Below are 23799 nucleotides of genomic sequence, written 5' to 3'. Positions count from 1 at the left end.
AGAAAATGAAGCATCCCAACATTCTGGCCGCCTCGTCGATGGCGGCACTGGCCATGGGCGCCGTTGTGTCGCCCGAATTCCAGCCGCGCGAGTTCGGTCGCAAGGACGGCGGAGCGGACGAGCCGGACATCAAACAGCTTTCGCGCGACCTGAAGGCCGCCACCGACAAGGTGAAGGAATTCGCAGAAGACGCGAAGGGCCGCCTCGAAAAGGGCGAGCAGCTCACCGCCGCCGCGAAGGAAAAGGCGGACGAAGCGCTGGTGAAGTTCAACGAGCTTTCGGCCACCATGACCGAGATCGAGCAGAAGCTGGCGCGGTCGGGCAATCCCGATGGCAACGGTGGGCGCAAGTCTGTCGGCTCGATGGTCGTCGCGGACGAAGGCATCAAGTCCTTTATGGACCGCGCCCCGTCGAAGGGCTCTGTCGCCTTCGCATGCAAGGCCATCATCACCTCGCTGACCACCGATGCCGATGGCTCGGCCGGCGACCTGATCATCCCCGATCGTCAGTCCGGCATTGTCGCTCCTCCGGAGCGCCGCCTGACCGTCCGCGACCTGATCACCCCGGGCCGCACCAGCTCCAACGCGATCCAGTTTGTGCAGGAGACGGGCTTCACCAACAATGCGGCGACGGCGGCCGAAACCACGCAGAAGGCTCAGTCCGAACTGAAGTTCGATCTGAAGACCCTGCCGGTCGCGACCATCGCGCACTGGGTGCAGGCGTCGAAGCAGATCCTGGCCGACGCGCCGATGCTGGAAAGCTACATCGACGGTCGTCTGCGCTACGGTCTGGCCTATGCCGAAGAGCTTCAGCTTCTGAAGGGCGACGGCACCGGCTCGAACCTGCTGGGCATCATCCCGCAGGCTACCGCCTATGCTGCGCCGGGCGGCCTCGTCGCAGACAACATGATCGATCAGCTTCGCTACGCCATGCTTCAGGCGGTGCTGGCCGAATATCCTGCGACCGGCCACGTGCTGAACCCGATTGACTGGGCTCGCATCGAGACGATGAAGGACGGCGAGGGCCGCTACATCATCGGCAATCCCACCAACGGTGCGACGCCGACCCTGTGGCGCCTGCCGGTCGTCGAAACCCCGGCGATGACGGTCGACAAGTTCCTGACGGGCGCGTTCAAGCTCGCCGCTCAGGTCTTCGACCGCGAAGACGCCAATGTCGAACTGTCGACCGAGGATCGCGACAACTTCATCAAGAACCTCGTCACGATCCGCGCTGAAGAGCGGCTGGGCCTGGCGGTCTATCGCCCGGAGGCGCTGATCTACGGTGACTTCGGCAACGTCGCTTAATCAGTATGCGTGAGGGGGCCGCTTCGGCGGCCCTCTTTTTCAGACCGCCGTCCGCGACGGTCCGAAAAGGAGAAGCCCCATGAAAATCAAGGTTCTTCGTGACTACAGCGGCGCCGAAGGTACGGACGTCGACAAGAATGTGATCGCCGGTTCAACCCATATCGTCACCCGCGCCCGCGCGGCAGAACTGAAGGCGGTCGGCCTCGTCGAGATCGTCGGCGAAGACGAACACCCCGATGATGGCAAGGAGGACGAGGAAGTGGACGAGAAGAAGATCCAGCCGATCGCCAATAAGGCGGCCCACGCCCCGCGCAACAAGGCGGAGCCCAAGGCAAACGACAAGACGAAAGGCGCGAGCAACTCCTGATGCGCGTCGTCGTCGTCACTCCTCCCACACCGGTGGTGACTTGGGAGGAGGCTGACGCGCACCTGCGCCTTGGAGGTGATGAGGAGGAGAAGCTCTTCGTCGAAAGCCTGATCGCCGCGGCGACCGGACATATCGACGGGCCGGACGGCTGGCTTGGCCGCGCCATTGGCGAGCAGGAGCTGGAGGCCTATCTTCCCGCGCCTGAGTTCGACCGCATCCTGCATCTGCCGTTTCCGCCGATCATCGATGTGACGAGTATCGAGGCCCGCACCGGCAGCGGCTGGGATGTAATTGATCCCAGCATCTATGATTTGCGGGGCGCGGAGGTCTGGCGGAAGTCTGGTGCGAATTGGCCGACCTGGCTGGACGATCAGGAAGCCGTCAAGATCAGCTACCGCGCGGGCTATGAGATCATTCCTGCACCGATCAAGGCGGCCATCCTCCTGATGGTCGCCGATCTGTTCCGCAGCCGCGCAAGCTTCGCGACAATGACGGTCGCGCAGGTGCCAATGTCCGTCACGGTTGAGCGGCTACTTGCCCCGTACAGGGTCTGGTATTGATGTCGCTCGATGCCGGTGCCCGCGATAAGCGCATCACGATTGAAGCGCGGACCGTCTCGGAGGACGGCTATGGCGGCGAGGTTGAAACGTGGTCTCCCTATGCTCGACCCTGGGCTGACGTAATTTACGGATCCGGCAAAGAGCAGCGCGAAGCCGCGCAGCAGGGCGGATCGCAAACGGCATCATTCGAGGTGCTGAGCAACAGCAAAACCCGCGCCATCAGCGTGATCAATCATCGCATCGCGTTCGACGGCGGCATCTGGAACATCACCGCGAAGCAGGATCTGGGCCTCAATGAGGGCGTCCGGCTTACGGCAATTAGGGCGGCGGGGTGATGGCGGAGACGATCGAGGGGTTGGCCGCGCTGGATTTTGCCCTTGGCGACCTGCCGAAGTCGACCGCCCGGGCCACACTCGTTCGCGCGGGCAAGAAGGCGCTGGAGCCGTTCATTGACGACGTTCGCCACCTCGCGCCGGTCGACGCCGATCCGGAGAGCACGCCAAACCGCCCGCCGGGCACGCTGCGCGATAGCTATGTGATCGGCACGAAGCTCAACAAGAGCCAGGCGAAAACAGCCCGCAAGGAGGGGAAGAACTTCGCGGAGGTCTATGCCGGCACCAATGATCCGGCAGGCATCCAGACGGAATTCGGCAATGCCCATCAGGCGCCGCAGCCGCACGCCCGGCCAGCATGGGACGGCGTGCAGAAGGAAGTCCTCGACGGCATTGGCACCCTGCTCTGGGACGAGATCTACAAATCGGCCCAACGGCTGGCGAGGCGGAATAGGTGACCATGCGCATTGATCTGCGTTCCCGGCTGGTGGCGAACGCCGCGATCAGCGCCATCGTGGGCCCGCGCATCTATTGGAACAAGCGGAAGCAGGGCGACCCTCTGCCCGCCATGGTTCTCTACAAGATTACGCCCGGCAACCAATACACCTTCGATGGCGATAGCGGCCTTTATGGCAGTCACATCCAGTTCGACAGCATCGGTCTGGAGGTGCGCGACTTTGAGCCACTCTTCGACGCGCTGAAGGCCGAGATGGAGCAGCCCAGGACGGTCGGCCAAACCGCATTCAGCATGTCCTTCCTCGAAGGCGAGCGGGATATGCCCTTTGTCGACGTGGACGGCGTGGGCGCGGTCGGCGGCATCAGCGCTGATTTCTTTGTTTGGTGGAAGTCCCTCTAAAAAGGAGCCTGAGATGGCAGATGTTACCATTGGTCACGGTTCGACCGTGTCCTTCAAGATCGGCGCGGCCGCCGCCGCTCTTCTGGGTCAGGTCACGGCGATCGGCCTGCCCAATCCGCAAATCGCCGACGTCGAAGCGACGCACTTCCAGAGCCCGGATCGCGCCCGCGAATATATCCCCGGTCTGAAGGACAACGGCGAGATCACGATCGGCATCAACTATGACGCTGGCTCCGCAACCGATACCGTAGTCAACGACGCCATGGCCGAGACGGCACCGATCGAGGTGACCATCTCCATCCCGACGGTGTCCGGCGCGAACCAGGAATTCACCTTCCCTGGCATCGTGAAGGGCTACGAAAAGACCATCCCGATCGATGATCGCCAGACTGCGACCATCACCATCCGCGTCGCGGGTGCTGTGACGCAGGCGGCTGCCGGCGCATGACGGCCGCCAATCCACTGCGCGGGGAGGCGTCTATCGCTATCGGCGAGACGGCTTACCATCTGGTGCTTGATGTCAACGCCTTCTGCTATGCGCAGTCGGCGCTTGCAATGAAGCCGCTGGAAATGGTTTCGTCGTTCCTTGCCGACGGTGACGACATCCTTCTAACCCGCACATTGCTGTGGGCAGCGCTCCAGCGGAACCATCCCTGCCACGAACTAGAGGCCGGCGACATTCTCGGCGAGGTCGGGGTGCCCTCCGTCCGGGCGGCGCTGACGGATATGATGGTCGCTGCTTTCGGTCTTCGCGAACCGGGCACGGAGGGTAAGGACGGGGAAAACCCTCCGAAGCCGACCCGTGGGACTGGCACCGGCTCCACGGCCTCTACGTCGAAGCGGGTGGGGAAAGCCGGCATTTCTGGAGCGAAACTCCAAGGCTGATCCGCTCGGTCATTGATGCTTATCAGGCCCGCATCGATAAGCAGCAACGGCTGGCGGCGTGGCAGGCGTGGCATATCGCAGCCCTACCTCGAACGGAGAAGTTCCCCAGCCTGGCAGCAATGCTGGGTGAGGAGCGCGAGGCGCAGCCTCAAACGCCGGACGATATGCTGCAAATTATGCAGGCATGGGTTTCAGCCACGAGCCGCTAGTTGCTGCGGCTTTTTATTTACAATGGGCGTCCCATAGTTTGCTGAAATTGGCGCTCTGGCCTTGCAAAGCCACCACGCCGTCGCTCGTGACTATAAATCCTTGCTCGCCAGCCATCCCGCCAAACCCGTTCTTCGCGTTCACCAGCCCGCACCCGTTCCCGAAATGCTGAAATTCAGCGGAGGATGGATCGCGCAAACGGCTCTTCACAAGGCGCTCTGCCCGCACTCTCGTCTGCGCGTCCCTCATCAGTTGATCGTTCTTGGCAGTTTCCTCAGGCGAAGGTGTCCTGAGCAAGGCCCATGCCACAAACGCTATAAAAGCCAGAACCATGATCCCGCAGCAGCCGATCTGAGGCGGCTTCAGTCCAAATTCGTGCCCGCAATAGCGGCACTTCTTCGCTTCGTTCTGCACCTCCTCAGCGCATTGCGGGCACTTTTTCACTGATCGGTCTCCTTCCGGGTCCGGCCTTATTCAACGGTGGAACTCTATATGGCAACAGGCGGTGCATTGATTGGCGCGCTTAGGGTTACGCTGGGCCTCGATTCTGCTGAATTTGAGGCTGGCACAAAGCGCGCTCGCTCGACCGCTAAGACGCAGGTTTCCGCCATACAGGCGGAGTTCGCCAAGCTGCGCAATCTCGGTGCGTCGGTTGCCGGCATTTGGGCCAGCAGCGAGATTGTCGCGGCAGGAAAGCGCGCGCTGGATTATGCCAGCAGCCTGGGCGAGGTCGCGCAGCAACTCGGCGTCACTACCAGAGATCTCCAAACCTACCGCTATGCGGCCTCACAGGCCGGCATCTCTCAGGAGGAAATGGATAAGAGCCTTGCCAAGCTGACCCGAACGGTCGGCGAGGCGAAGGCGGGCAGCAAAGCGCAGGCGTCCGTATTCCGGGAACTTGGCGTCGCTATTCAGGATGCCAACGGTCGCGTATATACCGCAGGCGAATTGATCCCGAAGCTGGCCGACGCCATTTCCAAGATCAAAGACCCGGCCACCCGCGCGCGCGTCGAGATAGACCTGTTCGGCAAGGCCGGTCAGAAGCTCGACACATTGCTCTCTGGTGGGAGTGGGGGGGTCAATGAACTGACTGATGCTGCGCAGCGCTTGGGCATCGTTCTGTCGGACGAACTAATCGCGAATGCGGACAGCTCCGCCGACAAGGTGGCCGAACTAAAGCAAGTTCTGGAAGCGAAAATAGCGGGCGCAGTCGCGCAGAACTCGCAGCTAATCAATGACCTTGCTGATGGTCTCGGCTGGCTGGCGCAGAAGGCCGGCGAGGCATATCAGAATTTCTCCAACTTTCGTAATCTACGAGGCGTTTTTCTAGCGGGCAGCACGCAAGCTGCCAAGAACCTGTTCGCCACACCTGAGGGTCGCTACGCCCTGAGGGCGGAGACCGCAAATAAGTTGCAGGCAAACTCCGAAGCACGGCGAAACCCGAACAACTCGGCGAGCACGAACGCCGCCCTGGATCGCGAGTTCAAGGCGTTGAATAACGTCATGAACCGCGTCAACCAAATGGACCGCCTGGCTGCTGATCGCGCTAAGCGGACACCTCGTCCGGCTCCCGGCGATGGCGCTCTGCCTACGGTGGCAGAGCGGCCGAAGAGGTCCACTGGACCGACCGCTGCCGAGATCGAGGCGAAGCATCAGCAGGATTTGTCCCGCCTGCGCCAGGAGCAGTTGCAGGCGGAACTGGAACTCACCACCGACGCCGAAAAGCGCGCCGACCTTCAGAGCCAGCTTTTGCTGGAGGAGTTCAATGAACGCTCGGCCCAGATCGCCAATGATGAGCATTTCACCGTCGATCAGAAGGCGGCGCAGCAGAAAGCCCTCAAGGCGCTCTACGGAGTTTCCGGCGAAGGCAGCGATCTTGTGGTTGGCGGCAGCAGCAAGTCGCTTTCGGCAGGCATTTCGCGCGATTTGCAAGAGCGCCTGGCGCGTGAAGCGTTCGATGTCCGCACCGCCGATCTGGAGGCGCAGAAGGACAATCTACAGGGCCAGCTAAATCTTGCCCGCACGGCAGACGCTCGCCGCCGCATCGAACTGGAGATCCTTGACCTCGAATATAAGCTGCGGGAAGCCAAGCTCGATCAGGTCATCAACTCGCAAGAGAGCAGCCAGGCCGAAAAGGATCTGGCCGCCATGCAGAAGGGCAAGCTAGGTCAGCAGCGCGCAATCGACACGGCAAACATCAATCAGCAGAACATGGGCCCCATGGCCTCCTATCTCGATAGCCTCCCCCAGACGGCCGCCGAGGTGAACGAGGCATTCGAGAAGGTCGCGGCCGACGGGCTTGCCAACATGAACGACCAGCTGGCCAACGCCGCGGCAAACACGCTGAAGCTCAAGGGGCTGGCCGGGCAACTGTTCAACCAGCTGATCGCGGACCTGATCAAACTTCAGATCCAGCAGGCAGCGGGGGGAAGTGGAGGCATCATCGGGGGCCTGCTGAACGCCGCAACCTCGGTGTTCGGTGGGGGTAATTCACTCGCTGGGTCGATCAGTGCCGCTAACGCCAATGTTGCAAATCTCGCCGACAGCGTCGGTGCATGGCGCCTTCCTGGGCTTGCCACCGGCGGGACGATCAGCGGCTTCGGCGGCGTAGACAATAACCTGTTATCGATCAACGGCGTCGGAGCGGCGAAGGTCAGTGCAAGCGAGCGGATTCGCGTCGAGAAGGCGGGCGCGAACGACAATGGCGGCCGCAGCCGGATTGATATTGTCCCTTCACCCTACTTCGACGTGATCGTCGAGCGGCGCGCTGCCGGCGTGGCCGCGCCTATGGCGGTCGCCGGCTCTATGCAGGCCCGCAGCGCGGCCGGGGCTGACGCTGCGCGCGCGGCACGCCGCCGTATCCCGGGGAGATGATATGACCACCAAGGCTGAAGCGGAATATATCGAGCGGGTCCGCATCCAAGCATCGCTTGCGGAGAATTTCTTGCTGGCCCTGCTGCTGATCAACGGCGTTGGCCTATTTATTGAACCCGCCACCCGCGCCGAATGGGGCGTTGGCCTGTTCCTCGCCATGCTCGCCTTCAACTGCGCGTTCTTGTCGCAGCATCACTTCACCATCGCCTGCCAGCATGAAATCGAAGGGCGGATAGATGCCGAGCGCTGCAGGACCATCAGTGGTAACCGCTGGTTTGCGACAGGCATGGTCCTGTCTTTCGCTGCGGTTGCCGCGGTCGTTTGGAATAGCGTGCCATAATGGCTGTCATCACCATGCCCGATTGGGTGGTGCCGAGCGCCGCCGAGCCTTTCCTGCGCGACTTTGGCGGCGTTCTGACCCCATTCCTCGGCGGCCCCGAGCAGCGCATAAATCGCCTCGGCAATCGCTTCGGCCTTCGCGTGACGCTTCCGCCCGTGCCGACGCGCGACAAGGCGCTTATCGTCCAGTCCCGCTTGCTTCGCGCGCGCGAAGATCGCCTTCGGATGGAATGGCCACAGCCCGACTTCGACACCGGCAATCCCGGCGCGCCCTTGGTGTCGGCGAACGTCACATCGGGAACAGCGGTGCCTCTCAAGGGCATGACGCCTGGATATGTAGTCAAGGAAGGTCAGATGCTGGCCATTATCCATGCCGGTCGGCGCTACATGGAGATGGCCGCAGCGGATGTGACTGTCGCAGGAGATGGAACGGCTTCGCTGGCTGTATGGCCGCTGCTCCGCTCATCGCTATCGAACAATGACGTTGTAGAAATCGCGGCGCCCAGGATCGAGGGTCTGGTTTCACCCGGCGACGAACTGTCGTGGCAGATTTCCGTCGATCGACTGGCCTCGTTTTCCTTCACCCTCTCCGAGGGCGCTTAACCTTTCTGACATCGGGGGCATCCCTTGGACCCAGCACTCAAAAGTGCGCTGGCGCAGCCCAGCGTGCTCCTTTTCGGCGCGCTCAAGATCGAACTGCCCAGCTACACGCTGCGGCTGGTCGACGGCTCGGCCACTGTCGTGATCGGCGGGGAAACCTATGTCGGTCAGGACCCGACATTCGGCACGATCGCGGAAATGTCGGAACTGGCGGAAGAGATCGGCGACAGTGCACCGGAGATAACCGTCGCGCTATTCCCGCCTGACGTGACCGCCACGGCCACCCTGTCGCATCCGAACATGCAGGGGGGCCGCGCCACGCTTATGGTCGGGGCTGTCGACCCCATCTCCGGCATCGCAATTGGCACGCCTGAAATCCTGTTCCTGGGCGAGATCGACGTGCCCACCATCAGCGTCGACCAGCAGGGCGCTCGCAAGGTCGAATATACCATCGTCAGCGTGTTCGAGCGGCTCTTCGAGATCGAGGAAGGCCAGCGTGCGCAGAATGCGTGGCATCAGTCCATCTACCCCGGGGAACTCGGACTTGAGCACATGACCGGCACCGACGTGAACCTCTATTGGGGCGCCAAACCCCCGAGAGGCGGCAACCAGAAGAACATCTGGGGCATCCCGATGTCCGATCGGCGGTGAACCGATGACCCCGCTCGAACGACGCCACGCCGCGATCGAGGCGACCATGGCCCGCTATCGCGACAGGCCCTTCCAATGGGGCAAGGTTGATTGCGCCAAAGTGACCGCATTCCACCTCAAGAAGCTGGGCCACAAGATCGTGATCAGCAAGGCCGGCGCTTATTCGTCGCCGCTGGGCGCAGCGCGTGCCTTGAAACGTCTGGGCTATACCACGCTTGCCGATATGGCTGACGGCATCGGCCTGACGCCTATCCCTTATTCGCGCATGCTGCTCGGCGATATCGCGGAAATCGAAGGCGACAGCCCTGTGGGGGCTGTGGGCATCTATGCCGGCAACGGCAATCTGTTCTGTTTCCATCAGGATCATCCCGGCCTGGTCACCTTCCAGCCCAACACGATCCTGCGCGCCTGGAGCGTTCTCTGATGTCGAAAGCCCTCCGCACCGTGGGGATGGTCGTGGCGGCGGTGGCGCTTGTCGCGACGACCGCTGGCCTCGCCGCGCCGGCTGTCGCGGCCACCGCCACGACGGCCGCCAGCGCAGGAGGTATCGCCGGCATCTCTGCGGCAACGCTCACCGCGATCGGCACATATGGCTCCCTGGCAGCCGGCGTCCTTTCCATGGCGGCGGCGGCCACTGCTCCCGGCTTTTCCGCCCAGGGCTCCGCAACCACCTTTGCGACCAACCCGCAATCCGGCCTGCCCTATGCCATGGGGCGCACGCGCATGTCGGGCCTGCGCGTCTACGCGCGCACCTATGACGGCTTCAAGCAGCAGTCGAAGGACGACATTCTCGCGTTCGTCGCGATGCTGTCCATAGCCGGCCCGATCCATTCGATCGAGAAGTTCACGGCCGACAACGAGGTTGTGACGTTCGCGCCGAACGGCGACGCTAATGGTCGGTTTTACCGCTACATGGCGCAGGACCTTTCGCTGGGCAACTCGCCCAGCACGGCACTGGCGCTGCAATTTGGTGGCAAGCCTTTCCCGGATTGGGGCGCGAGCCACAAGCTGAGCGGTATTGCGCATGCGCAGTGGGCGCTGCGTTTCGATACCGATGGTGAGATGTATGGCGCTGGCGCTCCGGAGCCCGCATGGACCGGGAAATGGGTCAAGGTCTACGATCCGCGCAAGGACAGCACCTATCCCGGCGGCTCCGGCTCTCACCGAGCCCTGGACGAAAGCACCTATGAATGGTCGGAGAATCCCGGCCTGCACGCGCTTACCTGGGCGCTCGGCCGCTGGCAGAATGGCAAACGCGTTTGCGGCATCGGCGCGCCTGTCGCGAACATTCGCGTAGCCGACTTCGTGGAAATGGCCAATGTGTGCGATGCCAACGGCTGGAAGGTCGGCGGCGTCGAGTGGACCACGGACAGCAAGTGGGACACCTTCAAGCGTATCCTGCAGGCTGGAGGCGCGGTGCCCACCAAGACGGGCGCCATGATCGGCTGTCTCGTCTCGACGCCCCGCACCGCGATCGCCACGATAGAGAGTCGGCATCTTCTCGACAGCCTCCAGATCGCTGCGACGAAGAGCCGCCGTGACCGCTTCAACAGCGTTATTCCTCGCTATGTCGACGAGGATAGCGACTGGTCGGTGATCAGCGGCACCGCGATCACGGTGCCGGAATATGTGACCGCCGACGGTGGCTTGCGTACTAAGGAAGTCGACTATCCCCTGGTACAGGTCTTCTCCGGAGAGCAGGCAACGCAGCCGGGGCATCTCGCCGCCTATGCTATCGTCAACAGCCGCGAGGCTGGGCCGTTCACCTGGACGACCGGGCCGGAATGGATTGGCCTCAAGACGGGCGATGTCGTCTATCTCAACGTGCCTGAAGAAGGGCTGGTCAATCAGCCGGTGCTCATCACCCGGCGCGCGCCAGATCCGGCGACCGGCAAGGTTTCGTTCGCAGGCGAGACGGAAACCTATTCCAAGCATGCCTACGCGCTGGGGCAGTCCACCACACCGCCAGCACCGTTCAGCCTGACCGCGCCTGACCTGAAGCCTGCCGCTCCCCTGGCATTGAACTGGAACGTATCGGGCGCAACCTCAGGCGAAGGCTTCCCCGCCCTGCTGGTGACCGGCACGAGCGAGATGCCTTCTGCCGATGCGGTTGTTATCGACTACCGCAAATCGGGGACAGAGCCATGGGTCAGCTCGGCCATCCTCTCCGCCGTTGGGCCGGTCAGCCATACAATCGCACCGCTCGAAAGCGCGACGGCCTATGATGTTCGCATCGGCTATAGGGTCGGACCCACGCTCGGCAACTTCACGATCTTCTCCAACGTCTCAACCGGCACAGGCAAGATCACTGAGCTTGAAGAACAGCTGGGTGAGGTGGCCACTGCCCTCAGCGTCACCCTGTCACGCCCGACAGTCACGCTTTGGGCCTATGAGAACGGTATCGTCACCGACTTTTCCAATGCCAACGGCCTGGTCAAGGTTATGTCGGGCGGTGTCGATGTCACTGCATCGGCCGCATTATCGGCCACGGCCACAGGCTGCACCGGCACGATCAACACGACGACAGCCAGCCCTGTCGCGGGCCAGCCCAAGGGCTATTACCGCGTCACCGCCATGTCGGGGGATGCGGCCAAGCTGACCCTCACGGCGGTCTATGGCGGAAAAACGGTAACGGCTGAGTTCCAGCTGACGAAGATCAGGGCGGGCTACGAGATCGTGGCCTCGACGCTGCCGACGACAAATCTGTTCGAAGGGCGGCTGCTTTTCCGCGAGAGCGACGGGAAGCTCTATCGCGTCAAGAATGGCGAGTGGACGCCTGCGATCAGCGGAGCGGATATAGACAACGCGACCCTCACGACCGCGAAGTTCGCCAGCGACATCGAGCCTGTCACCATCGTGACGGGCGGCAGCCTGCCGACCACGAAATCAACCAACACGATCTTCTATTCCGGCAAGCTCTATCGGTGGAATAACTCGGCCTATGTCGCGACGGTGCCGGCAGGTGATGTTGCCGGAAAGATCGTCGGGACGCAGATTGACGATGGTGCGATAAGCACGCCGCACCTCGCGAGTGGGTCTGTCACAACGAACAAACTCCTGGTCGTCCCCGACAATATGTGCGCCGACCCGTTCTTCGAGGACGTGGAAGGTTATTGGAACGGCCGCCCCGAAGACCTTGGCTACTGGACGTTCTACGACCAGTCGGGATGGGCATCGATCGCAATGAACGTGCCTCGAAGCATCAATATCGGGGCACAGACCGATCGCCGCCACATTGGGACGCCGCTCTTCAAGTGCAATGGTCAGGGCGAAACATTTTGGTTGCGGGCGCACGGCCGAAACAGCAGCGATACCGCGTCCAACTCGGTCTTGCGGTGCGCGGTCCAGTTCTACGACGGCACAAGCACCTATTTCGGTCAGGCTCAGGTGGATTTCAATCGTGGAACTCCGAATGAAGGGGAGGTCAACTCCACGCTGTTCACGTTCCCTTCGAACTGCGTCTTTTATCGGTTCCTGATCTACAACACGGTTGCGTTTACGTCCGGCAATCATTCGATATCGGCGATACGGATGGAGCGTGCGACCGACGCTTCGGTCATCGTTAATGGCGCGGTTCTGGCGCAGCACCTCGCGGCCGATAGCGTCATTGCAGGCAAGGTGGCTGCGGGTGCGATCAACACACGTGAGCTGGCCGCGAAGGCCGCAACGATCGAAAAGCTGGCCATCGGCACGGCCACGAACATGATCCCGAACAGCAACTTCGAGACGCTGGATGGTTGGACGACCTACTACGCGGGCGCGACGGTTGAGCCATATTCGGGAACCGAGGGTGCGGGCCTGCGGATCAAGAAAGCCTCCAGCACCAACGAAGCGGGAGCGCGCATGTCCGGGTTCGGACAAGGAGGAGCGAACAAGGCAGCCTATATCCCTGTCTCCCCCGGCGAAACATACAGAGTGAAGTGCAAGGTGACCCGGAAGGCGGGCACGAATGCAGGCAATATCGGCCTGTACGGCGATATTCTTCGGAATGACGGGTCGCGAACAGGAACGCAGATCGGCGGCATCACGAACAACACACCCATAGGCGTGACCCAGGCAGTCAGCGGCACTTACACCATACCGGCTGACGCTTGCGGGATGATGTTCCAGATTTATTACGGCGGCGTCGCAGGTTCCGAAAATGGCGACGTTGTCGTCACCGACATGAGCGTTTCGCGCATGGCGGCGGGCGAGCTGATCGTGGAGGGTAATGTTCTTGCCAATCACCTCGGAGCAGGTTCGGTCATAACGGACAAGCTGGGCGCAGGCGCGGTCACAGCTGCGAAGGTCAGCGTCACCCAGCTTTCCGCGATCACGGCCACCATTGGCGTTCTGCGGACGGCGACGAGTGGAGCGCGGGCAGAGATACGGGATAACCAGATCCTCACCTATGACACGTCGAATGTTCTCCGCACGCGCATGGGTGTCTGGTAATGCCGGCAGGCTTTGAGGCCTATAGCGCCAGCGGGCAGCTCATCCACTCAATCACGGATCGGCTCACGCGTCGGGTTGGCAGTGTCACGACCGGCAACGCCAATGGATCGGTTAACCTAGGCTCGGGCAGTCCTAGCACGATCTGGTGGACGGCCACACCGGTTGGGAGCAGCGGTGGCTTCCCTCCAGTCATATCATGCAGCGGCTCGACCATCAGCTGGGATTATCTGGGGCTTGGAAGCATCGGCATGAATATCGTCATCGAATACGGCTTTTATTGACATGCCGACTGGGCTTCAAATCACCAACGCCAGCGGCTTCGTCCAGATCGATGAGAACTACAGGAACTTGGCCCTCCGGCATCGCGGCCGGGTCAATGCGCTGACCAAGACCTATCTGGGTGCAACATTCGATCCGCGGCCCATTGACCCACCGCCGATCCTGTTTCCCCTCTACGACTATACGCTGACCGTGCCCAACGAGCCGTTGGTGATCGCAACAACGCCCAAGAACCTGAGCTCCGGCACATCGCGCTACTTCAAGTTTCAGTATCAGATCGTGTCCGGCGCCAACAAGGTCATCCATTTCTATGGAGAGGATGGATTGCCGAACGATGCCGAGTATTTCATCTTTGGCTTCACGCAGCCCTCCGCTGCGCAATTTCTCTCCATCCATGACACATCGGGAAACATCGCCTACTCAGCCGGTGAGAAATACATGCGGGTCGTTCGCGTCGCCACAGGAGCCGTTTCGGGATCTGACATCAACACGAACAGCAAGCGCTACGCCCTTGCTGAAAACAACATTGGGTTCGCGCAGTTCTACGAACAGCTCAACGATAACTCGCCGCCGGATTGGTATACTGTCCGGCTGGGCTACTATCCAAGCTTTTCCCCCGGGGGAGCTGGCACGGGCGTAATCGGGTGGTCTGAAGCGCCGACCAATCCCTTTCAGATCGTGAACACGAGCCCGGACGACATATCCAGAAACCCCGGCTTTCTCGTCCTCGACGTTACAAACTTCTGAAAAGGCTACTCCGAATGGATTTCCCATCCACCCCCTATTCAATCCTGTCCGAGGTCACTGCTCCGAACGGGGCGGCGCTGACATTCCACTCCATCATGGCGATCGAGGTGGACAAGGCGGGCGGGCCGGTCATGCTGATCAACAGCTACCGCGATCCGACCAGCAAGGCGATCCACTGGCAGGACCGCTATCCGATCCCGACCGGCGCGATCTTCGACCCGGCCGACCCGATGCTGGCGGCGGCGAACGCTCTTGTTGCAGAAGGTGCGCCCTTTGCGGGCGGGACCGTGCTGACTCCTTCCCAGACGGAGCTTCAGGTGGCTGCGGCGGTCACGTCGATGCTGATCAAGGCGGCGCGGGATCGCGCGCAGAATGCGGGCCAGTATGTCGACGGGATCGGCCTTTTCGATAGCGGGCCTGACAGCCAGCGACTGATAGCTGGGGCGGCGATGGCGGCGTTCGTGCAGGGCGAAGATTTCTCCGTGGATTGGCGGCTTGCAGACAACAGCATTACTACGCTCAACGCTGCGCAGATGATCGCGGTGGGGATGGCTATCGTCGCCCGCGTCGACGCCTGCCAGCGACGGAAGAACGATCTGGATGCAATGGTGATGGCGGCATCGACGCTTGCCGATCTTGCCGTGATCCCGGTCGATGAGGGATGGCCTGCGGTGAGCGAACCAGTGACAGCGGAAGATGCTGAGGCATAAGCTATGATCAGCGCCATCATCATGTCGGCGGCGACCAGCGCGGCCGCCGACGCAGTCCGCTCTGGACCGGGTACAACCGCCCCGCCCAGCTTCAACGAGGACCCGTCGCTGTTCCTCTTCAACCTGTTCATCATGACGGCAGCGACGTTCCTTGGCGCGATGATGGTGGGCAAGCAGGCGGGGCGCATCTGGGGGCAACGCTTCCACGATCACCCGCTGGATCCGGTGACACTCTTCCGCACGATCACCCTTCTGGCCGCGTTTGGGCTTACCATCCGCTGCGGTGCCGCCGCGATGGAGCTTTGGGGCTGGAACCCGGATGATCCTTCGACCACCGCCCGCGTGCTGATGGCGAAGCGCTGGCTTGATCCGATCGGCGTTGGATGCGGCTTCTTGTGGATGGGTCTCGCCATCCTTGGTGAGCCGGGGATTGAGCATCAACTGCGCAAGGCCCCGCTGCCGGTCGACATGTGGTCACGCTGGCCAGCCCTTGCGCGGGCAACGGCAATCATAGGGCTGAGCTTCATCGCCGCTCTGGCAGCAGTATGTCTCCGGTGAGACTGATATGGGGGGCTTCGGCAGCCGTGACCGGCACACTTTTCTCGCAGCAGCCCGTCGTCTGGTGGATCGCGGGCTATCCATTCGCGGCCGGACCAATGGTGGTCTGCATCTGTGCCGTCATCATCACCAGGGTGGTCATCGGCCTTCAGGCGAAGGGCAAAGCGCAATGGGCGCTGGATATCGCCATCACTGCGCTCTGCCTGCTGGTCACCATCCTTTGGGTGCAGGCGCACAAGCTGGACATGCTGGCTGCCGGGATCACCGGCATTGGCATTGCAGCAGTGGGGGCTGGCATCATCGGCATGGCCAAGGGCTTTGTGGCCGGGCGCATCAAGGCAGCAATGCAGGCCTTTGGTGAAACGCTGATCGGCGGCGGGGATAAGGGCCCACCGGCTCAGCGCTGACCATTCCCATTTCTGGGGATTGACGATCGACAGGGCGCTTTCGGGCGCCCTTTTTCATGGGAGAATAATATGGACCAGGCTGCGTTACAGCGGCGACTGGCTGCGCTTAGCTATTACACCGGGGCGATCGACGGCATCATCGGGCCAAAGAGTAAGGGCGCGATCATCGCCTGCCTGACCGGCGGCCCCGATTATCCGATCACGCCCGCTGATATTGGGCTGGGCGCTTCGATCCTTGGCGTTGATGACGCGAAGATCTGGGCTGTCTATGAGGTGGAAAGCTCGGGCGATGCCTTCGTGGATGGCCGGCCGACGATCCTGTTTGAGCCGCACCGCTTCAGCCGGGCGACCGGGCACCGGTTCGACAAAAGCCACCCGCACCTGTCGTCACGAACATGGAACCGCAACCTGTACCCCAAGGGGCAGGCCGCGCGCTGGCAGCAGTTGGTAGATGCGGTGGCGCTGGACGTCGACGCCGGATTCGCATCGGCCAGCTACGGCGCGTTCCAGATCCTTGGCGAGAACCATGCCGTCTGCGGCGCGCATGATCCCTGGGCGTTCGCCTGGCGGCAGGCGCAGACCGAAGGCGATCAGCTCGAGGCTTTCGTCCGGTTCGTCGAGGGGCGTGGATTGAAGGGCGCGCTTCAGCGTAGCGACTGGACCGCTTTCGCGCGCGGTTACAATGGCACGGCGTTCGCGGCCAACAAGTACCACACCCGCCTTGCGGCCGCGTATGAGCGGAGGAAAGCGGCATGACCGAACTCTCCCTCCTGCGCCGCTACTGGTGGGCCATCCCCATCATCGTGCTGCTTGCGGCCAACTCCGTCCTGTTCCTGGTGCTGAACTCCCGCACCGCCGATCGCGACCAATGGCGAGATCGGGCTACGGCTGAAGAACGTGCTCATAAGCAGACCGTCGCCAACTATCGCGCCGCCTCCGCCGAAGCCCAGCGGCAGGCACAGGCCAATGTCGCCCGCGTGAAGGCCGACCAGGCCGCAATCACCGAAAGGACCGTCCATGACTATCAGGCTCGCCTTGCCGCTGTTGATGCTCGCTATGAGCGCGTGCGGGCAGCGCTTGCCGCCCGGACCGATCTCCGCAGTCCCGACCCGGCTCCAGTGTCCATCACCAGCGACGCCACCTGCAGAGCTTATGGAGGGACCAGTTGTGACGGACTTCTTGCCAAGCTCCGGATAGCGGAGCGGCAGGCGTGGAACCTGATCAACCTTCGGGAATGGGTGGCGCAGCAGGCAGCCGTGAAGGCGAATTTCCCGCCGTCAGCCTATCCAGCGCCAAGCGATTCTGGCGGCACTGGCGAAGCCGGAGAGCATGGCATAGGCGCCCAGCCCGAAGATGAGCGTCACTTCAACCCTGAATAGGGCCTCCCCCGCGATTTCCAAAAGCCATTTCATTCCATGTCCCCGCAGCACGACCGTATCACCCCTTCACATTATCGACGCAATATGTCGAAGTTAATAAAAAGTTTTTGAACGCTTGATGCGCAGATTAGGCAAGCTATTCATAGTGCGGCGAAATAGACGGCGGGAGCCTGCATGTCGGACATGGAACGGGATCGCTTACTGGCAATAAAAAGCGCGACGCTGAGCCTGGCGGAAGCGCTTGGCCTGAAACTGGTCGACGGGCGCAAGTTGAGAGTTTCCGCCGAACCTTCAAGGAGAATCGATGTTGCGTCCGACACAAGCGGCCTGAGGCTGACCCTGGCAAAGACCTGGGTGAAGGCCATGGCCACGGTCGACGCGGAACTCGGCGAGGATTTTGTCAGTTCGCCGGTTTGGCCCATATTGATAGACCTCTACATCAGCGAGGCCACCGACAGGCCGGTCGCCATCAGCGACGCATGCCGTGCCGCTCGAATCGCCCCCACCACAGCATTGAGATGGGTGCATGTTCTTGAAGGGCGGGGATTTATCTATCGGCAGGACGATATACGGGACAAGCGCCGCGCATTCCTGCGACTGACCTCTTTGGGGCGGGAGAAGGTGGAGGCAGTGCTGGACCGGGTAACGGCGAACGAAGAGCAACTGGGGTTAATTCGCGTCGCGCCGCGTGAGTAAATCAAGCCCGTGCTGCAAATGGGCGCAGACGAGGTTGTAGCGCTGCGAATCGGCAACGCGCGCTCCCTTCGCCAGGTCATCGAGGCAGGCGATGATTTGATCCAAAAGCCTGCTGCAATCTGTTTCGGTAATTGGACCCTGTTCATTGCGCGTCACGGCAGCGGCTCCTATCTAGCGCTCTGATGATGGGCGGAATAGCCTTACTCATGAATGAACGTAAACCCAACCTACATCCGCAATGGCGGTTCTCGGATACTCATCCGGCGGCATCCGAATTTTGTCCGCTAGGCCTGCTCGATCATATCCAGCCCTAACTGGATCTGATGGGCGGCCAGATCGAAGCCAAGTCCCCGGCACATTTGAATGGCATTGCGGAGCTGGGCGATCGTTTCCGCCTTTGGATCGACGGTCCGCGCGGTTTCCAAATTACGAAGGAAATCAGGGGGCATCTGGAAATGTTGCGCCAGGCGTTCCTCATCGAGCGCGCTCAGGACGCGCGGGGTGCCGCGCTTGATATATTGCTGGATATAGGCGAGGTTGCGGCCCAAGATCAGCGAAATACTGCTATATGTCTCGCCCCGTGACGTGATCAGTTCATCGAGCAGCGCGCGCGCTTCCCTCACCGTCCATTCCCCCTTCTCTGACGCCCTCTCGCGGTCGCAGCCTTCACGCAGCACCTTTAGGGCATCCGTCCTTCCACAATCCATATCTTAACGAGATATAGTTGCCTGCGCGAGCCATCTCGCGAAGCCAGCCCTTGTAGCCGCATCTTCGGCTGCCTCTCGCGCGGGACGCCATCGCCCAGTTGCGTGGGCGCGACATAGCACCGGCCGATCAATGGCGGCCTTCGATTTCGTTCCTGGCGGCCTCCGCCATGAATGCACTCCGGGTCAGCTTCCGCAGCGCGGCGGCCTGGTCGATCGCATCGAGCATGCCGCGATCGAGCGACAGATTGACGCGGGCCAGCTTGTTGGCTGACGTGATACGCGGAACCGCCAGCAGGAACGCGCCCTGCGCCAGATCTTCCTTCACCGCCTCGCGCACCTGATCGACAGAGCTGGGATCGACTTCCTCCGCATCCTCGAACCACAACTCCAACGCCTCCACCGCATTGGGCAGCACATCTTCCTGACGGTCGGCCGCCGAAAAGCAGCCGGGAAGATCGGGAAAGCTGACGCCGAAGGCGCTATCGGCATCCTTGTGAACGACGGCGTAAAAATATTTCATGACTTTGCCTTTCCGGGGCGGCTCACAGCCACCCCGCCATCTTTGCTATGTTCCGGGCCGTGCCAAGCGGAAGGTCTTTCTTCGGATGGGGGACTATCACCGTCCGATCGCCCTTCCTGAACTTGTGGTGCGAGCCCTTTACCGAGATTTGCTCGAAGCCATCTTCGAGAAGCCGCTTCACGATCTTTTTGCTGTCCCGTTCCATGCGCAAATATATACACACGGAACAGTCAGGGCACAAGCATTTTGCGCAATATTTTGCGCATTATTTGCAGACGGGTTGCGATTTTCAGGCGGCGGCATATCTCTCCACCATGGCCCGACCAGCCCAATCCATAGCTGTCAAAGGCGCTGACTACCCGAACAAGCGCGGACCTGCTCGGCGCTTTGAAATAGCCATGTGCGTGCCGGGCGAACCTGTCGAGCTTCGGCGCGAGCCCAAGAACCCGGTCGACAGCCGCGCGATCGGCGTCTATTCCGCGCGGGGTATCCAGATCGGCTATATCCCTGCTGAGCAGGCCCAATGGATCAGCGGGCAGCTTGCCGTCATCCGAGCGATATTCCAGCGGGCCGACACATTCGGCGCGGTGATCCGGGTCACGTTCGACGGGAGTGCGCCGGTCCTGCCGGCCGAGAAACCGGTTGAGCGCCGGGCTCCCGCCCCTGATCCTGACGGCTATGGCGACGATGACTGGCCACCGCGCGAGCCGAAGGACGATTTCAGCAGCATATAGGTGCAAACGCGAACGTTGCATGGCACCAGCATCCGTGCGATTCTAAATTGTGCGAACCGACATGCAACCGAATGACGATCCGAGTGGCGCGACGCGCGCATGGCTATCTGGCCTTGCCGTGGTGATCGCGGTGATCGTTTCGTTTATCGGCTTCGCTCGCGTGTCGGTCGGCTGGACGCTTTTAGTGTCCACAGTCATTTTCTTCGGTCTTGTCGCCTTCCTATGGGCGGCCGGAGGCGGGAAAAAGGGGTAGGCTCGGAGATGCTGGAGGGAGCGGCTGTAAAAGCCGCGTGACCCGCCGCGATGCAGGGTCTGTGATCCAAGTCGACCCGCTATACCGCTCGCGATATTGAATTTCGATCTTCACCACGACGCCCTCAGCGATCTGTATCGGCAACGTCTTGTTATGGATGGCATCAAGAACCGCCTGGTCGACCATGAGCGCACTGAACTCAATGCCATCACGCGCGAACGTCCATCGCCGCTTTTCGGGAATCAGGGCTGGTTTAATCAACGTTACGTCCCAGACCGCTACCCTATTTTCTATCCGGTCCGGCTCAGGCTCCGGATTAGGCGTGAACACGCCTCCCCGCAGTGCAAATTCATCTCTCGGAACAGTAATGATGGGGACGCGCGTGTTGGACAGTATCTGCACACTCATGAACGCAGGTTCCGCCTGAAGGCCGCCGAATAGGTCCGCAGACTGCCGCTGCAACTCCACTGAATCGCGTAGATCTTCTTCGATGTTCTGGAAGACCTCCATCTGATCATCAGGGATGCGTGGGTCAGGCGAGATCGCATTTACGATGACCTGCCCAACCACTGCGCTGGCGATCATTGATCCCAACGCCATCGCCGCTTTGCCGACCAGCGGATACTCGTCGGCGCCGCGCTTCATACGCTCGCCAGCGCTTTCCATGCGACGCAGGGCCAGCTTGAAAATCTGGCTTCCTTCTTCAACGCCAACTATTTCGACCGCCACTTGTGCCATTGGATCGATTAGCCCAGCCGCAGTGCGGACCGTGTCGACGTATGCGATTATCGCCTCGGCAACAGCCTCAGCGCGGGGGTAGAGCCCCGGCACCAGGTTGAATTTGAGAATGTAGTCTTCTTCTGGCTGGTCTGTCATTCTGCCCCCGCCGCAATGCTGGCGCAGAATTTCGCAAGAGTCGATAGGCGGTTACTGTTTGCTCAGCGGCCTCCCTGTCCGATAATCTATCAGTTGGTCGACGCGCTCCGCTATGGCCTTCCATGTCTGGACCCCATCAAGATCGCCCGCCGTGGCCAGTTCCCCGATTCGCCCGGCGACATGCACGGGAGCCCTTGCCCCGTGCTGCTTGATGACCTGTTGAGCGCAGGCCCATAGCTCCCAATCGGATAACGGCATTCATTCTGCTCGATAGTCGGCAGGGGCTTCGATAAAATCCTCTATGTCGCTGAGATACCAAGCAACGCAATTATGGCCCAGCCGAATCCTTTTCGGGAATGTGCCGTCCGCTTCGCGCCGATAGATCGTTGACTGCGACAAGCCAGTTCGTTGGCGGACTGTCGCGATGCGGACAAGGCTATCGCTGCGTCGGTCTTTGACAAGGGGCTTAGGCTCGGCGGGGTCTACGATCGATTTCACCATCACTTCCTCGCTCGTTATGGTATCGGGGACTATGGTATAGCGGCTGCGCTTCGATTCCCATTTTGATGCAATCGGAAGGCAAATTTTTATGCCATGGTATAATCCATGGTATAACCCAGATGGGGCGATAAATTATCACGTATTTCCATACTGTTATCTGGATAACTCAAGAGGCTCCCTCTCCGCCACTAGTTCCCCAAGCTGTTGATTTCGTGAAACCCGTTGCAAATCCGGGGATTTTCTGAGACTTTCGCGACAAGATTTGCTACAAAATGCCATGCAGCAGGGGGACTGATGCAGCGCGTTAAAGACCATCGTTATCTCTACCGGAGAGGGTCGGCATGGGTGTTCCGGCGCGTCGTTCCAGGTAGTGCGCGGGCCGCTTTTGGCACGTCCGCCGTCCATGTGACGTTGAGGGCCGCCAACCTCGGTGAAGCTCGTTTAGCAATGCAGCCGCATCTGGAGAGTTTTGAGCGCAAGTTGCGTTCCACCAAACAGGAAAGTGCTACCGACGCCCTGCCCGCCGTTATGCCGGACCCTACGTTGACTGAGATTGAGGCGGTTGTCCGAAAATGGCTGTCTGATCGCATGGAGCGCTTCGCTCGATATGGGATCGTGCCGGATAGTGATGCTGCTGCGGCTGCCAGAGTGGCCGAGTTGGAAGGCTATCGGGAGGACGTTAGCGCAGGTTTGAAGATTGGCGGTCATTCGCCGTCGATGACTACCAACTGGATCGTTCAGGCGATCAAGGAGGAAAGGGGCTGGCAGTTTGATGAACGGTCCGCCGCCCATCGTAATCTGCGCAGAGTGGTTGCTCGCGGCCAGCTTGAAGCGACCCGCCGAGAGGAGCAAGACCTTCAAGGTGCGCCACGGGTCATTGAGGACGCTACGTTCGCCCCGGAGGAATACCGCGTCGATAATGAGCGGGGGCGTGCCGAGCCGAAGAGATCGGCCACCTTGCGTTCCTTGTTTGATGGGTATGTTGGGGAGCGAAACCCCGCTCCTGCCACGGTCAAGGCGTGGAAACGGCAACTCGACGCTTTCATTGCCTTCCTAGGGCACCAGGACGCCTCGATCGTTTCGACGGCTAATGTTGTTGCCTGGAAAGAACATCTCCTCAGCGGAGCGCACGCTGGAGGGCGACCGCTTACCGCCAAGACGGTCAAGGACACCTATCTGTCGGTCATAAAGACGGTTTACCGTTGGGGATGCGACAACGGAAAGGTGCGGGATAATCCAGCACAACGAGTGACGGTGCTCACTCCCAGGCGTATGATTACGCGGGAAAAAGGGTTGAATGATCGGGAGGCCAAAATGATCCTCTTGGCGACCCAAACCCCACCTCCGACGAAATTAAGTAGCCAGCGCGCCCTTGCCAGGCGTTGGGTGCCATGGGTTTGCGCCTATACCGGCGCGCGAGTGAACGAAATTACTCAGTTGCGCGCAGAGGACGTGTTCAAGGTTAATCGCGTATGGGTCATTCGAATAACGCCGGAGGCAGGCAGCACGAAGAGCCACCAAGCGCGCGTTGTGGCATTGCACCCGCACTTGATTGAGCAGGGGTTTCCAGAGGTAGTTGAAGGACGAAAGGGGCCGCTGTTTTTCGACCCGGCACGTCATCGGGGCGGCTCAGACGGAAATCCCCAATACAAAAAGGTCGGCGAACATCTGGCTAACTGGGTGCGCCATGAAATCGGCGTCAATGATCCTGCGGTGCAACCGAACCATGGCTGGAGGCATCGTTTCAAGACGCAGGCGAGGCTTGCCAACATGGACCCCGAAATTCGGGATGTCATCCAAGGGCATTCGCCGCGCACTGTCGGAGAAACCTATGGCGATACCCTCCCGGAGGTTTCGCTGCGAGAAATTTCCAAGCTGCCCCGGTTTGACATAGGCAAGCCCGATAAAGGTTGCTGACCATCGCGAGCAACGTCCCACAATAACCCGCCGAGCGCCGTGGCATGACTTGCGCCACCGGCAGGATTGTTTAGTTTGGAATTGCCCTTTGGATCGCCAAAGGGTG

The 23799-nt window shown here is 61.0% G+C and carries 31 protein-coding genes; 23 read left to right on the top strand and 8 right to left on the bottom strand.

Annotated elements, in window-relative coordinates; translation table 11 throughout:
• Positions 1 to 5: 5 nt before the first annotated feature.
• The 8 genes from L286_RS35935 to L286_RS35910 all read left to right on the top strand — a co-directional run bounded on the left by L286_RS35935 (position 6) and on the right by L286_RS35910 (position 4304).
• Positions 6 to 1304 (top strand): phage major capsid protein, encoded by a 1299-nt coding sequence (locus L286_RS35935; protein ID WP_020820028.1) that lies wholly within the window; start codon positions 6 to 8, stop codon positions 1302 to 1304.
• A gap of 79 nt (positions 1305 to 1383) precedes the next feature.
• Complete coding sequence (locus L286_RS35930) at positions 1384 to 1671, top strand: hypothetical protein (protein ID WP_020820027.1); 288 nt, start codon at positions 1384 to 1386, stop codon at positions 1669 to 1671.
• On the top strand, positions 1671 to 2231 hold the full coding sequence (locus L286_RS35925; RefSeq protein WP_020820026.1) for a head-tail connector protein: 561 nt from the start codon (positions 1671 to 1673) through the stop codon (positions 2229 to 2231). Before L286_RS35930 ends, L286_RS35925 begins: the two co-directional genes overlap by 1 nt.
• Positions 2231 to 2566, top strand: coding sequence for a phage head closure protein (locus L286_RS35920; RefSeq protein WP_020820025.1), 336 nt, complete (start codon positions 2231 to 2233; stop codon positions 2564 to 2566). Before L286_RS35925 ends, L286_RS35920 begins: the two co-directional genes overlap by 1 nt.
• On the top strand, positions 2566 to 3021 hold the full coding sequence (locus L286_RS35915) for a hypothetical protein (protein ID WP_021223474.1): 456 nt from the start codon (positions 2566 to 2568) through the stop codon (positions 3019 to 3021). The genes L286_RS35920 and L286_RS35915 overlap by 1 nt, the downstream gene beginning before the upstream one ends.
• Complete coding sequence (locus tag L286_RS47520) at positions 3018 to 3419, top strand: hypothetical protein (protein WP_021223473.1); 402 nt, start codon at positions 3018 to 3020, stop codon at positions 3417 to 3419. Before L286_RS35915 ends, L286_RS47520 begins: the two co-directional genes overlap by 4 nt.
• Before the next feature lie 13 nt (positions 3420 to 3432).
• Positions 3433 to 3867, top strand: coding sequence for a phage tail tube protein (locus L286_RS0124655; RefSeq protein WP_020820022.1), 435 nt, complete (start codon positions 3433 to 3435; stop codon positions 3865 to 3867).
• Positions 3864 to 4304, top strand: a complete 441-nt coding sequence (locus L286_RS35910; RefSeq protein ID WP_020820021.1) for a hypothetical protein — start codon at positions 3864 to 3866, stop codon at positions 4302 to 4304. Before L286_RS0124655 ends, L286_RS35910 begins: the two co-directional genes overlap by 4 nt.
• 222 nt (positions 4305 to 4526) lie before the next feature.
• Here the strand turns inward: L286_RS35910 and L286_RS0124650 are convergent, their stop codons facing one another.
• Positions 4527 to 4955, bottom strand: a complete 429-nt coding sequence (locus L286_RS0124650; protein ID WP_020820020.1) for a zinc ribbon domain-containing protein — start codon at positions 4953 to 4955, stop codon at positions 4527 to 4529.
• 48 nt (positions 4956 to 5003) lie between these two features.
• Here L286_RS0124650 and L286_RS35905 point away from each other — a divergent pair, with 48 nt between their 5' ends.
• From L286_RS35905 to L286_RS47505, 13 genes are all read left to right on the top strand, one after another.
• Positions 5004 to 7385, top strand: a complete 2382-nt coding sequence (locus L286_RS35905; RefSeq protein ID WP_152520605.1) for a phage tail tape measure protein — start codon at positions 5004 to 5006, stop codon at positions 7383 to 7385.
• Position 7386: 1 nt separating this feature from the next.
• Entirely contained in the window at positions 7387 to 7725 is a 339-nt protein-coding gene (locus tag L286_RS35900) for a hypothetical protein (protein ID WP_020820018.1), read from the top strand.
• Positions 7725 to 8327: a hypothetical protein gene (locus L286_RS35895; protein WP_020820017.1), complete on the top strand. Its 603-nt coding sequence runs from the start codon at positions 7725 to 7727 to the stop codon at positions 8325 to 8327. Before L286_RS35900 ends, L286_RS35895 begins: the two co-directional genes overlap by 1 nt.
• 63 nt (positions 8328 to 8390) lie before the next feature.
• Entirely contained in the window at positions 8391 to 8975 is a 585-nt protein-coding gene (locus tag L286_RS35890; RefSeq protein WP_202960964.1) for a hypothetical protein, read from the top strand.
• Positions 8976 to 8979: 4 nt separating this feature from the next.
• The gene (locus tag L286_RS35885) at positions 8980 to 9399 is read left to right on the top strand and encodes a DUF6950 family protein (RefSeq protein ID WP_020820015.1); all 420 of its coding nucleotides are present in this window, start codon (positions 8980 to 8982) and stop codon (positions 9397 to 9399) included.
• Positions 9399 to 13409, top strand: a complete 4011-nt coding sequence (locus L286_RS47515) for a hypothetical protein (RefSeq protein ID WP_020820014.1) — start codon at positions 9399 to 9401, stop codon at positions 13407 to 13409. Before L286_RS35885 ends, L286_RS47515 begins: the two co-directional genes overlap by 1 nt.
• Before the next feature lie 282 nt (positions 13410 to 13691).
• Positions 13692 to 14435 (top strand): hypothetical protein, encoded by a 744-nt coding sequence (locus L286_RS35875; protein WP_020820013.1) that lies wholly within the window; start codon positions 13692 to 13694, stop codon positions 14433 to 14435.
• Positions 14436 to 14449: 14 nt separating this feature from the next.
• A complete protein-coding gene (locus L286_RS47510) occupies positions 14450 to 15145 on the top strand; it encodes a DUF4376 domain-containing protein (RefSeq protein WP_020820012.1) in 696 nt (231 codons plus the stop codon).
• Between the two features lie 3 nt (positions 15146 to 15148).
• Complete coding sequence (locus L286_RS35870; protein WP_020820011.1) at positions 15149 to 15703, top strand: hypothetical protein; 555 nt, start codon at positions 15149 to 15151, stop codon at positions 15701 to 15703.
• A gap of 26 nt (positions 15704 to 15729) precedes the next feature.
• Positions 15730 to 16110, top strand: coding sequence for a hypothetical protein (locus L286_RS35865; protein WP_021223470.1), 381 nt, complete (start codon positions 15730 to 15732; stop codon positions 16108 to 16110).
• Between the two features lie 69 nt (positions 16111 to 16179).
• Positions 16180 to 16866, top strand: coding sequence for an N-acetylmuramidase domain-containing protein (locus L286_RS35860; protein ID WP_020820009.1), 687 nt, complete (start codon positions 16180 to 16182; stop codon positions 16864 to 16866).
• The gene (locus L286_RS35855) at positions 16863 to 17489 is read left to right on the top strand and encodes a hypothetical protein (RefSeq protein ID WP_020820008.1); all 627 of its coding nucleotides are present in this window, start codon (positions 16863 to 16865) and stop codon (positions 17487 to 17489) included. The genes L286_RS35860 and L286_RS35855 overlap by 4 nt, the downstream gene beginning before the upstream one ends.
• Positions 17490 to 17663: 174 nt before the next feature.
• A complete protein-coding gene (locus L286_RS47505; RefSeq protein WP_020820007.1) occupies positions 17664 to 18185 on the top strand; it encodes a hypothetical protein in 522 nt (173 codons plus the stop codon).
• Here L286_RS47505 and L286_RS48530 read toward each other — a convergent pair.
• From L286_RS48530 to L286_RS35840, 4 genes are all read right to left on the bottom strand, one after another.
• The gene (locus tag L286_RS48530) at positions 18159 to 18341 is read right to left on the bottom strand and encodes a hypothetical protein (RefSeq protein WP_152520604.1); all 183 of its coding nucleotides are present in this window, start codon (positions 18339 to 18341) and stop codon (positions 18159 to 18161) included. The two genes, L286_RS47505 and L286_RS48530, sit on opposite strands and share 27 nt — an antisense overlap.
• 128 nt (positions 18342 to 18469) lie before the next feature.
• Complete coding sequence (locus L286_RS35850; RefSeq protein ID WP_021223469.1) at positions 18470 to 18862, bottom strand: hypothetical protein; 393 nt, start codon at positions 18860 to 18862, stop codon at positions 18470 to 18472.
• A gap of 157 nt (positions 18863 to 19019) precedes the next feature.
• Positions 19020 to 19412, bottom strand: coding sequence for a type II toxin-antitoxin system HicB family antitoxin (locus tag L286_RS35845; protein WP_020820004.1), 393 nt, complete (start codon positions 19410 to 19412; stop codon positions 19020 to 19022).
• A gap of 22 nt (positions 19413 to 19434) precedes the next feature.
• A complete protein-coding gene (locus tag L286_RS35840) occupies positions 19435 to 19617 on the bottom strand; it encodes a type II toxin-antitoxin system HicA family toxin (protein ID WP_021223468.1) in 183 nt (60 codons plus the stop codon).
• Between L286_RS35840 and L286_RS49335 the strand changes: the two genes are divergently transcribed.
• Positions 19616 to 20146 carry an HIRAN domain-containing protein gene (locus L286_RS49335; protein WP_021223467.1) on the top strand — a complete coding sequence of 177 codons (531 nt, stop codon included), beginning with the start codon at positions 19616 to 19618 and terminating at the stop codon, positions 20144 to 20146. The two genes, L286_RS35840 and L286_RS49335, sit on opposite strands and share 2 nt — an antisense overlap.
• Before the next feature lie 220 nt (positions 20147 to 20366).
• Here L286_RS49335 and L286_RS35830 read toward each other — a convergent pair whose 3' ends face one another.
• Genes L286_RS35830 through L286_RS47930 form a run of 3 tightly spaced genes read right to left on the bottom strand, consistent with a single transcriptional unit; the run spans position 20367 to position 21776 of the window.
• Positions 20367 to 21275: a hypothetical protein gene (locus tag L286_RS35830; protein WP_020820001.1), complete on the bottom strand. Its 909-nt coding sequence runs from the start codon at positions 21273 to 21275 to the stop codon at positions 20367 to 20369.
• 51 nt (positions 21276 to 21326) lie between these two features.
• Positions 21327 to 21533, bottom strand: coding sequence for a DUF6961 family protein (locus L286_RS49830; protein ID WP_020820000.1), 207 nt, complete (start codon positions 21531 to 21533; stop codon positions 21327 to 21329).
• On the bottom strand, positions 21534 to 21776 hold the full coding sequence (locus L286_RS47930; protein WP_020819999.1) for a helix-turn-helix transcriptional regulator: 243 nt from the start codon (positions 21774 to 21776) through the stop codon (positions 21534 to 21536).
• A 294-nt stretch (positions 21777 to 22070) separates the two neighbouring features.
• Here L286_RS47930 and L286_RS0124625 point away from each other — a divergent pair, with 294 nt between their 5' ends.
• Positions 22071 to 23693, top strand: coding sequence for a DUF6538 domain-containing protein (locus L286_RS0124625; RefSeq protein WP_051146782.1), 1623 nt, complete (start codon positions 22071 to 22073; stop codon positions 23691 to 23693).
• Positions 23694 to 23799 lie beyond the last annotated feature (106 nt).

It is taken from the genome of Sphingobium sp. HDIP04 (assembly GCF_000445085.1).
GTDB classification, from domain to species: Bacteria; Pseudomonadota; Alphaproteobacteria; order Sphingomonadales; family Sphingomonadaceae; genus Sphingobium; species Sphingobium indicum.
This window is presented reverse-complemented; position numbering and strand designations above follow the sequence as displayed.

Coding starts and splice junctions, on each gene's coding strand:
- L286_RS35935 (WP_020820028.1), top strand. CDS start 6: ATGAAGCATCCCAACATTCTGGCCGCCTCGTCGATGGCGGCACTGGCC.
- L286_RS35930 (WP_020820027.1), top strand. CDS start 1,384: ATGAAAATCAAGGTTCTTCGTGACTACAGCGGCGCCGAAGGTACGGAC.
- L286_RS35925 (WP_020820026.1), top strand. CDS start 1,671: ATGCGCGTCGTCGTCGTCACTCCTCCCACACCGGTGGTGACTTGGGAG.
- L286_RS35920 (WP_020820025.1), top strand. CDS start 2,231: ATGTCGCTCGATGCCGGTGCCCGCGATAAGCGCATCACGATTGAAGCG.
- L286_RS35915 (WP_021223474.1), top strand. CDS start 2,566: ATGGCGGAGACGATCGAGGGGTTGGCCGCGCTGGATTTTGCCCTTGGC.
- L286_RS0124655 (WP_020820022.1), top strand. CDS start 3,433: ATGGCAGATGTTACCATTGGTCACGGTTCGACCGTGTCCTTCAAGATC.
- L286_RS35910 (WP_020820021.1), top strand. CDS start 3,864: ATGACGGCCGCCAATCCACTGCGCGGGGAGGCGTCTATCGCTATCGGC.
- L286_RS35905 (WP_152520605.1), top strand. CDS start 5,004: ATGGCAACAGGCGGTGCATTGATTGGCGCGCTTAGGGTTACGCTGGGC.
- L286_RS35900 (WP_020820018.1), top strand. CDS start 7,387: ATGACCACCAAGGCTGAAGCGGAATATATCGAGCGGGTCCGCATCCAA.
- L286_RS35895 (WP_020820017.1), top strand. CDS start 7,725: ATGGCTGTCATCACCATGCCCGATTGGGTGGTGCCGAGCGCCGCCGAG.
- L286_RS35885 (WP_020820015.1), top strand. CDS start 8,980: ATGACCCCGCTCGAACGACGCCACGCCGCGATCGAGGCGACCATGGCC.
- L286_RS47515 (WP_020820014.1), top strand. CDS start 9,399: ATGTCGAAAGCCCTCCGCACCGTGGGGATGGTCGTGGCGGCGGTGGCG.
- L286_RS35875 (WP_020820013.1), top strand. CDS start 13,692: ATGCCGACTGGGCTTCAAATCACCAACGCCAGCGGCTTCGTCCAGATC.
- L286_RS47510 (WP_020820012.1), top strand. CDS start 14,450: ATGGATTTCCCATCCACCCCCTATTCAATCCTGTCCGAGGTCACTGCT.
- L286_RS35870 (WP_020820011.1), top strand. CDS start 15,149: ATGATCAGCGCCATCATCATGTCGGCGGCGACCAGCGCGGCCGCCGAC.
- L286_RS35860 (WP_020820009.1), top strand. CDS start 16,180: ATGGACCAGGCTGCGTTACAGCGGCGACTGGCTGCGCTTAGCTATTAC.
- L286_RS35855 (WP_020820008.1), top strand. CDS start 16,863: ATGACCGAACTCTCCCTCCTGCGCCGCTACTGGTGGGCCATCCCCATC.
- L286_RS47505 (WP_020820007.1), top strand. CDS start 17,664: ATGTCGGACATGGAACGGGATCGCTTACTGGCAATAAAAAGCGCGACG.
- L286_RS35845 (WP_020820004.1), bottom strand. CDS start 19,412: ATGAAATATTTTTACGCCGTCGTTCACAAGGATGCCGATAGCGCCTTC.
- L286_RS49335 (WP_021223467.1), top strand. CDS start 19,616: ATGCGCAAATATATACACACGGAACAGTCAGGGCACAAGCATTTTGCG.
- L286_RS35840 (WP_021223468.1), bottom strand. CDS start 19,617: ATGGAACGGGACAGCAAAAAGATCGTGAAGCGGCTTCTCGAAGATGGC.
- L286_RS35830 (WP_020820001.1), bottom strand. CDS start 21,275: ATGACAGACCAGCCAGAAGAAGACTACATTCTCAAATTCAACCTGGTG.
- L286_RS49830 (WP_020820000.1), bottom strand. CDS start 21,533: ATGCCGTTATCCGATTGGGAGCTATGGGCCTGCGCTCAACAGGTCATC.
- L286_RS47930 (WP_020819999.1), bottom strand. CDS start 21,776: ATGGTGAAATCGATCGTAGACCCCGCCGAGCCTAAGCCCCTTGTCAAA.
- L286_RS0124625 (WP_051146782.1), top strand. CDS start 22,071: ATGCAGCGCGTTAAAGACCATCGTTATCTCTACCGGAGAGGGTCGGCA.